The following is a 7,592-nucleotide window of genomic DNA, read 5'->3' on the forward strand; positions in this document are numbered from 1 at the left end:
CAACGAGACTCCAACCTACATGCCCACTGCGATTGCTCTATCGCACCAGCTAGCCGAGCAACTTGCCAGGGTGAGAAAAAACGGTGCAGTTAGCTTTCTAAGGCCGGATGGCAAGACTCAGGTGACGGTGGGCTTTGACGGGGCTACACCAAAGACCATTGAGGCTGTTGTGGTGTCTACTCAGCATGATGAAGGAGTGTCGCAAGCAGACATACACGAAGCCGTGAAGAATTCAGTAATCATGCCGATTCTGGAAGGGTCCGGCCTGGATTTTGCAGGCTCAAAATACTTCATAAATCCAACGGGAAAGTTCGTTATCGGTGGACCCCAAGGGGACGCCGGCTTAACAGGTCGCAAGATTATCGTTGACACTTACGGCGGCGCTGCTCGCCACGGTGGAGGAGCTTTCAGCGGTAAGGATCCATCCAAGGTCGATCGCTCGGCCGCCTATGCGATGCGCTGGGTTGCAAAGAATGTAGTCGCCTCTGGAGCAGCCGACCGAGCCGAGGTTCAAGTGGCTTACGCCATTGGAGTTGCTAATCCGGTTGGTATCTACCTCGAGACATTCGGAACAGAAAAGGTTGAAACAGCGCTTATAGAAAAAGCGATACGGGATATCTTTGACTTACGCCCTAGAGCTATTGTTGAGCAATTGGAGCTCCTTCGACCGATATATTCGAAGACCGCAGCCTATGGGCACTTCGGTAGGGAGCTTCCAGAGTTCACTTGGGAAAGACTCGACCGTGTGGACGCGCTGCGCGCAGCATTGAATTTATAGCATGGCGACGATAGCGAAGTTGGCTATCCAGTCCGGTTTGCCACAACTCGACAGGCTTTTTGATTACACGGTACCCGAGGAGCTAGTCGGTGCGGTGCAAGTCGGCTCTCGCGTAAAGGTTCCCTTTGGTAAATCCAAAAAGCCACTAGACGGTTTTGTCGTGGAGCTTGGCGCCACTTCGGAGTTTGATGGAAAACTGTCCCAAATTCAATCGGTCGTTGGTGATCGCCCTGCCTTGCAACCAGATGTGTTTTCTCTGTGCTCGAAGCTTGCAGAACGTTCAGCATCCTCAATTGGGGAGCTGCTCAAAATCGCTGTTCCAGCACATATGCCGCGGACGTTTTCGAACCACAAACTAACCAACACTGCCGAAGCTTTCAAGATGGGGGAGTCTTCCGGCAGTTTCGATAAGAAGTACATTGAAGGTCTTATCAAGGATGAGGCAAGGAGTTTTGCCCTTGCGGAGCCGAGGTTTGTGACGCACTCCTACAAAGGGCATGAACATTCATTTCCAGCTTGGGTGAGCCTGTTTCTCTCGGTTGCACGGAGCAACATTGACAGGGACAGATCCACAATCATACTGGTGCCCGATTATAGGGAGCACACGATTGTTTTACAGGCAATGCAAAAAATTGGGCTAGATAGTTATCTGGCCGACTACTCGGCAGAGCTTCCCAGATCAAAACAGTACGCATCGTTTCTCCGTGCGCTTGATTCGACTCCACGCGTTATCGTGGGATCTCGTTCGGCAGCGTTTGCTCCGGCTTACAACCTGGGCGCAATTCTAGTCTTCGATGAGGCCGACAGAAGCTACATCGATCAGGCATCTCCCTATCTTCACTCAAGAGATGTTGTTTTGGTGAGGCAGTCGATACAGAAATGTGCCGTAGTTTTTGCCGCTCATTCAATTTCGACGGATGTAATGCGACTTATCGAGTCGCGCTACCTGTCCGATCAGACGCTGGCTTTCGCTACACCCCGAATTTCAATTTCCGAGCCTGGTATGAGAGTTGATGGACACGCATTCGCAGCAATCAAAGAGGGCCTTAAATCCGGTGCGGTTCTAGTGCAGGTGTCTTCGCTCGGCGAAAGCACGGCTGCTTATTGCAAGAAGTGTGACGAGCCAGCAAGCTGTAAGAGTTGCAACGGTCCTCTCTGGGTTGATTCAAGCGGCGCAAAAAAGTGCCGCTGGTGCAATGGCTTCGCACTCGATTTCGTATGTACCTGCGGCTCCTCGGAGTTCTCCCTGGGGCGGGCTGGCTCGACTAGAACCGCAGCTGAACTAGGAAAAGCATTTCCAAACGCCCGAGTTATTGAATCAACTGGAGACAACAGGCTGATCACCATAGACGCGGGAAAATCTTTAGTGGTGGCAACGGCTGGAGCCGAGCCTTATGTTGAAGGCGGATATTTCGCCGTTGTTCTGCTGGATGCCAAGGTGCTTCTTGGAAAGCAGAACCTTCGAGCTCTCGAAGAATCCGTTAGGGTTTGGTCCAACGCCGTTGCCAAGGCTAGGAGTTCTGCCAGCTGCGTGCTGGTTGGAGTCTCTGGTGAGCTTTCAAAGCTGTACTCACTTTGGAACCACGCAAAGATCGCGGCCGCTGAGTTGTCTTCTCGGCAGGAACTGATGCTTCCTCCCGCTGTCCGATTGGGCAGTATCACGGCGGAGTTAGAAATGGTTACCAGGATTTCAAGTTCGTTGTCGGAAATCTCTTCGATAGTCCGGATAGGTTCCGCGCCGGTAGCCGTTACGTCCGGACAGGAACAGTGGCGCTTGATCTTCAAGTATCCTTACTCGGATATTCAGGCCATTGCAAAGCTCTTAAAACTGGAGGTTTCAAAAGTTTCGGCAGGCAAAATCAGAGTGACAAGTTCAGGCAGGAACGCTAGAGCTATCACGTTGAAGATGAACGACGCTGAAGTAGTCTAGATTTACATGAGAATTTTGTTTGCCGGAACACCCAATAATGCCGCATCCACGCTGGAGGCTCTTGTTGTCAATGGGTTCGAGGTCGTTGGGGTGCTCACCCGTGAAGATGCACCAGTTGGCCGCAAAAAGACATTAACCGAATCGGCGGTTGCCAGCGCTGCAAGTTTGCACCGTATACCGACTAAGAGATCAAACATTTTTTCCGACGAAGTTTTGGACTGGATGAGTGAACTCAAGCCCGACCTTGGAGTAATCGTTGCATACGGAAGCATTCTCAGAAAACCTGCGCTTGATATTCCGGAAATGGGGTGGATTAATCTTCACTACTCCCTGTTGCCAAAGTTCCCAGGTGCCGCTCCAATTCAGCACGCGATACTCGCCGGAGAGTCGAAAACTGGGGTGAGCGTATTTCGACTCGATGAGGGGATTGATACTGGGCCAATCCTCAATCAGGCCGAGCAACAGATAGACCCAGAGATTAGTTCTGGCGAACTACTTGAAAAGCTAACCGAGCTAGGGTCTGAACTGCTTGTTGATACCCTGGCTAACCTGGAGGAGAGAATCTCTAAACAGCAAGAGCAGGTCATTCCGGCCGGAACAGATGTTGCACGCAAGATTTCTCGGCATATGGCAAAGCTGAACTTTCTACAGCCAGCATTGGTTCTTCATAATTTCGTCCGGGCGATGAATCCTGAACCAATGGCTTGGTTTGAAGCTAATGGTGCGCAGATACGGGTACTAAAGACTACTCTTTCCGACGAAACAAATTTAGTTCTCGGGGAGGCGGTTGTTGTAGGCGGGTGCCTCCTAGTGGGTTGCAGTGACGGGGCTGTTGAACTTATTCGGGTACAGCCAGCGGGAAAGAATGAAATGTCTGGGGCTGATTGGTTTAGAGGTCTACGGCAAGAATCGATCTCGCTACTTTGAGCAGGGGGATTGCGTTTGATCTATTGAGCCGAGTGCAGAATGATGACGCTTATGCCAATTTGCTCCTGCCGGTTCTACTGTCTCGTGCGGGCATTGAGGGGAGGGACGCTGGGTTTGTTCAAGAGCTCGCCTTTGGGACCATAAGGAACCAATTGCTCTACGAGAGAATCATTGAGTCGGCATCTTCCAGAAAGCTTGAGGACATAGAGGTAGCTGCCCAAATTGTTTTGCTCCTTGGGGTTCATCAACTGCTCGAGATGAGAGTTCCGGTCCACGCCGCAATAAACGAGTCTGTTAATCTCGCCAAATCAAAGGCCAGTAAAGGCTCGATTGGCTTTGTAAACGCTGTTCTTCGCAAGGTATCGGTGAAGTCGAAAGACGACTGGCTGGATGTAGTCACCTCAAAGATGAGTGAACTCGATGCTCTTTCAGTTCAGTACTCACACCCGATTTGGATTGTGAAAGCATTCAAGACCGCTCTGAGCTCCAGAAAAGCCGAAGGCCAGCTTGAGGATCTACTTGCAAGCAACAACAAACCCGCGAAAGTTTCCTTGGCTGCACTGCCAGGATTCTCGGTCATAGAGGATCTCGGTCAGCCTGAAAGCTTTGGCCCAGCTTCTCCAATCGGAGTAGAAGTGACCGGAAGCCCAGGCAACATTGAGGCGGTTCGCGATGGTCGGGCTCGAGTCCAGGACCAGGGATCTCAACTAATGGTGCTAGCCCTAATTGGTTCAGAGGTTCTCTCGGAAGATAAGGCATGGCTAGACATGTGTGCGGGCCCGGGAGGAAAGGCTGCCCTCATGGCAGCAATTTCAATCCAGCGCGAGGTAGGGATGGTTTGTAATGAAGTGTCCCCGCATCGTGCTGAGTTGGTCGCGAAAGCTCTTGCCCCGCTCGGGAACATAACCATCACAGTCTCAGATGGTCGCGAGCTTGGAGCCTCCGGACCTAAGTATTCTCGGATATTATTGGACGCTCCGTGCACCGGTCTGGGCGCGTTGCGAAGAAGGCCGGAATCAAGGTGGCGTCGAACTTCGGAAGATCTTATAGACCTGGTCAAACTTCAGCGTGAGCTTTTTGAAAGTGCTTGGCATCTTCTCGAACCGGGAGGGGTATTGGCATACGTGACCTGCTCACCCCATTTATCGGAAACCACAGCTCAGGTGGCGTGGGCCCAGGGAAAGTACAGGGAGAAAGCCGAGCTTCTCAATGCCAACGCAATCCTAAATCAGATCAACCCAGAGCTTTCTCTTGACGAGGGAAGCCGCACGGCTCAACTCTGGCCTCACACTCACGGGACAGACGCTATGTTCCTTGCCCTTTTCCGCAAGTCGATAGGATAAAAATCATGAGCAGAATCGCACCAAGCATTCTGAGCGCAGACTTTGTAAATCTTGAGACTGAGCTTGCGAGCATCAGCAGCGCTGACTTGATTCACGTAGATGTCATGGATGGGCACTTTGTCCCTAACATGACCTTCGGACTTCCCGTCGTAAAGAGAATATTTGAGGTCTCCAAGGTTCCATTGGATGTTCACCTAATGATAGAAAACCCTGATTTCTGGGCAGAGAAGTACGCAGAGTATTCGAGCTCTATCACATTCCACTTTGAGGCGGCAGCGGATCCAGCGACCGTAATTAAGTCCATAAAGAGCACCGGAGTAGCGGCAGCAATGGCCATCAAACCAGGCACTTCATTTTCGGAGGTTGAGCAGCTTTGTTCCCAACTTGATATGTTGTTGGTTATGACCGTTGAGCCAGGTTTTGGCGCCCAGAGCCTGATTCCGGAGACGGTCCATAAAGTGACAGAGGCAAGAGAGTTTGCAGAAGCCAACAACCTTGATTTTTCGATCCAGGTTGATGGTGGCGTGTCGACGTCTAATATTGGAGAGCTAGCGATGGCGGGTGCTGACACATTTGTTGCCGGAACAGCCGTGTTTGGTGCAACGGATCGAAATGAGCGCATTGGAGAGCTTCGAGCTCTAGCCATTACGCTTTAAGACATGCCATCGTTCAACGATTTATTCAACACCCTCAATCAGCGTGCCCAGGCCGACGCTGGTTCGTCTAGGACGGCCGAGCTTCTTGAATTGGGAACCCACGCAATAGGTAAGAAGATCGTCGAAGAGGCGGCCGAGGTCTGGATGGCTGCCGAACACGAGGGTAAGCAGGCCACGACTGCGGAGATCGCTCAGTTGATCTACCACCTTCAGGTCTTGATGATCGACCGTGGCATAACCCTCGAAGAACTAGAAAAGGAGCTCTAAGTTGTTGAAGATCGCGGTACCCAACAAGGGAATGCTCTCCGATGCAGCCATTGGAATGCTCAGCGAAGCCGGATACTTGGTAAGACGTGATTCGAAAGATCTACACGTAGTTGACACCGCCAATGGCATCGAGTTTTTCTACCTTCGCCCCAGAGACATTGCGACCTATGTTGGCTCGGGTTCGCTGGATGCGGGCATTACTGGACTAGACCTCTTAGTGGATTCAAGATCCAATGCTAAGTCAATTGCGGCCCTGGGCTTTGGGGCTTCAACACTTCGCTTTGCAGGTCCGATTGGCAAATTCAGAAATGTTGCCGAACTAGAGGGGCGCGCTGTTGCGACCGCCTACCCGAACCTTGTTGGTGAGTACCTACAGAAGCACGGGGTCAACGCGAAGGTCATCACTTTAGACGGCGCGGTTGAGGTTTCGGTCCGTCTTGGCGTGGCCGACGCGGTAGCCGATGTTGTTTCCACCGGCAGCACCCTTCGTCAAGCGGGCCTGGAAATTTTTGGTCCGGTAATACTTGAAAGTGATGCCCAGCTGATTGTTGCGCTTGGAAAAGACAGTGCTGTTCAGGGTCTTCTACAGCGACTTGAAGGGGTCCGTGTTGCAAGAGAGTACGTCATATTTGATTACGACTGCCCAGTTGCTTTGGTAGAGAAAGCGTCAGCTATTACACCGGGAATTGAGTCACCCACAGTTTCTCCGCTTCGGGATTCAGAGTGGGTCGCAATCCGCTCCTTGGTACGAGCAGTCGAGACAAATCAAAAGATGGATGAGCTCTACAAAATTGGAGCTCGTGCAATCTTGGTGAGTGCTATTCACGCCGCGAGAATCTGATGCCGCTCACGACAAGAATCATTCCCTGCCTAGACGTGGCCGATGGACGCGTGGTTAAGGGAGTCAACTTTGAGAACCTAGTCGACGCCGGTGATCCCGTTGAGCTCGCGGAGCTCTATTACCACTGGGGAGCGGACGAGATTACTTTTTTGGACGTAAACGCAAGCAAAGAGGGCAGGTCTACAGTGCTCGACCTTGTGAGCCTGACGGCGGAGAAGGTCTTTATTCCCTTGACAGTTGGGGGAGGCATTCGCTCCACTTTGGATGTAGCAGCCCTTTTGGAGGCAGGAGCTGACAAGGTTTCGGTTTCATCTGCAGCAATCGAGAGGCCAGAGCTTATTTCTGAAATTGCTGACACATTTGGTTCCCAGGTGCTCGTAGTCTCACTTGATCTAAAGCGCAGTGCGGAAACTTCAAGCGGGTTCACCGTGACTAGTCACGGCGGTTCTGTGGACAAAAGGCTAGACGCTTTGGAGTGGATAATGAAGGTTCAGGGTCTCGGGGCAGGAGAGTTGCTCGTAAACAGCATTGATGCCGACGGAACCAAGAGCGGGTTCGACCTCGAACTACTTGCGATGGTCTCAAAAGTTGCGACCGTACCGGTAATTGCCTCCGGAGGTGCGGGGTCGGCCGACCATTTTGTTGAAGCGGCTACAACCGGTGTTGATGCCCTGCTTGCGGCCTCAATCTTTCACCAAAGACACGTTTCACTTGCCGATGTGAAGGGTGCACTTTCAAAAGCGAACGTGTACGTCAGGGGGGCAGCTTGAAGATTTCAGATCTTCGATTCGATAGCAACGGCCTGATCCCTGCGGTTGTTCAATCTGAGCAAGATAGCAAGGTGCTAATG

8 protein-coding genes are annotated in these 7,592 nt (G+C 51.8%); all 8 read left to right on the forward strand.

The window, feature by feature from the left end; translation table 11 throughout:
- Positions 1–778 (forward strand): methionine adenosyltransferase (gene metK / locus WAO31_RS05630; protein ID WP_509591289.1); only part of this gene is annotated, 778 nt, incomplete at its 5' end.
- A gap of 1 nt (position 779) precedes the next feature.
- Positions 780–2,708 (forward strand): primosomal protein N' family DNA-binding protein, encoded by a 1,929-nt coding sequence (locus WAO31_RS05635; protein ID WP_509591291.1) that lies wholly within the window; start codon positions 780–782, stop codon positions 2,706–2,708.
- 6 nt (positions 2,709–2,714) lie between these two features.
- On the forward strand, positions 2,715–3,635 hold the full coding sequence (gene fmt, locus WAO31_RS05640; RefSeq protein ID WP_509591293.1) for a methionyl-tRNA formyltransferase: 921 nt from the start codon (positions 2,715–2,717) through the stop codon (positions 3,633–3,635).
- Complete coding sequence (locus WAO31_RS05645; protein ID WP_509591295.1) at positions 3,632–4,978, forward strand: RsmB/NOP family class I SAM-dependent RNA methyltransferase; 1,347 nt, start codon at positions 3,632–3,634, stop codon at positions 4,976–4,978. Before fmt ends, WAO31_RS05645 begins: the two co-directional genes overlap by 4 nt.
- Positions 4,979–4,983: 5 nt before the next feature.
- Entirely contained in the window at positions 4,984–5,634 is a 651-nt protein-coding gene (gene rpe, locus WAO31_RS05650) for a ribulose-phosphate 3-epimerase (protein WP_509591297.1), read from the forward strand.
- Between the two features lie 3 nt (positions 5,635–5,637).
- Positions 5,638–5,901 carry a phosphoribosyl-ATP diphosphatase gene (locus WAO31_RS05655; RefSeq protein ID WP_509591299.1) on the forward strand — a complete coding sequence of 88 codons (264 nt, stop codon included), beginning with the start codon at positions 5,638–5,640 and terminating at the stop codon, positions 5,899–5,901.
- Position 5,902: 1 nt separating this feature from the next.
- Complete coding sequence (hisG, locus tag WAO31_RS05660; RefSeq protein ID WP_509591301.1) at positions 5,903–6,742, forward strand: ATP phosphoribosyltransferase; 840 nt, start codon at positions 5,903–5,905, stop codon at positions 6,740–6,742.
- Positions 6,742–7,512: an imidazole glycerol phosphate synthase subunit HisF gene (gene hisF, locus WAO31_RS05665; RefSeq protein ID WP_509591303.1), complete on the forward strand. Its 771-nt coding sequence runs from the start codon at positions 6,742–6,744 to the stop codon at positions 7,510–7,512. Before hisG ends, hisF begins: the two co-directional genes overlap by 1 nt.
- Positions 7,513–7,592: the final 80 nt, after the last annotated feature.

It is taken from the genome of Rhodoluna sp. (genome assembly GCF_049276775.1).
In the GTDB taxonomy this organism is placed as follows: Bacteria; Actinomycetota; Actinomycetes; order Actinomycetales; family Microbacteriaceae; genus Rhodoluna.

What these genes read in the sequence shown, in the direction of transcription:
- WAO31_RS05635 (WP_509591291.1), top strand. Translation starts at nt 780, where the DNA reads ATGGCGACGATAGCGAAGTTGGCTATCCAGTCCGGTTTGCCACAACTC.
- fmt (WP_509591293.1), top strand. Translation starts at nt 2,715, where the DNA reads ATGAGAATTTTGTTTGCCGGAACACCCAATAATGCCGCATCCACGCTG.
- rpe (WP_509591297.1), top strand. Translation starts at nt 4,984, where the DNA reads ATGAGCAGAATCGCACCAAGCATTCTGAGCGCAGACTTTGTAAATCTT.
- WAO31_RS05655 (WP_509591299.1), top strand. Translation starts at nt 5,638, where the DNA reads ATGCCATCGTTCAACGATTTATTCAACACCCTCAATCAGCGTGCCCAG.
- hisF (WP_509591303.1), top strand. Translation starts at nt 6,742, where the DNA reads ATGCCGCTCACGACAAGAATCATTCCCTGCCTAGACGTGGCCGATGGA.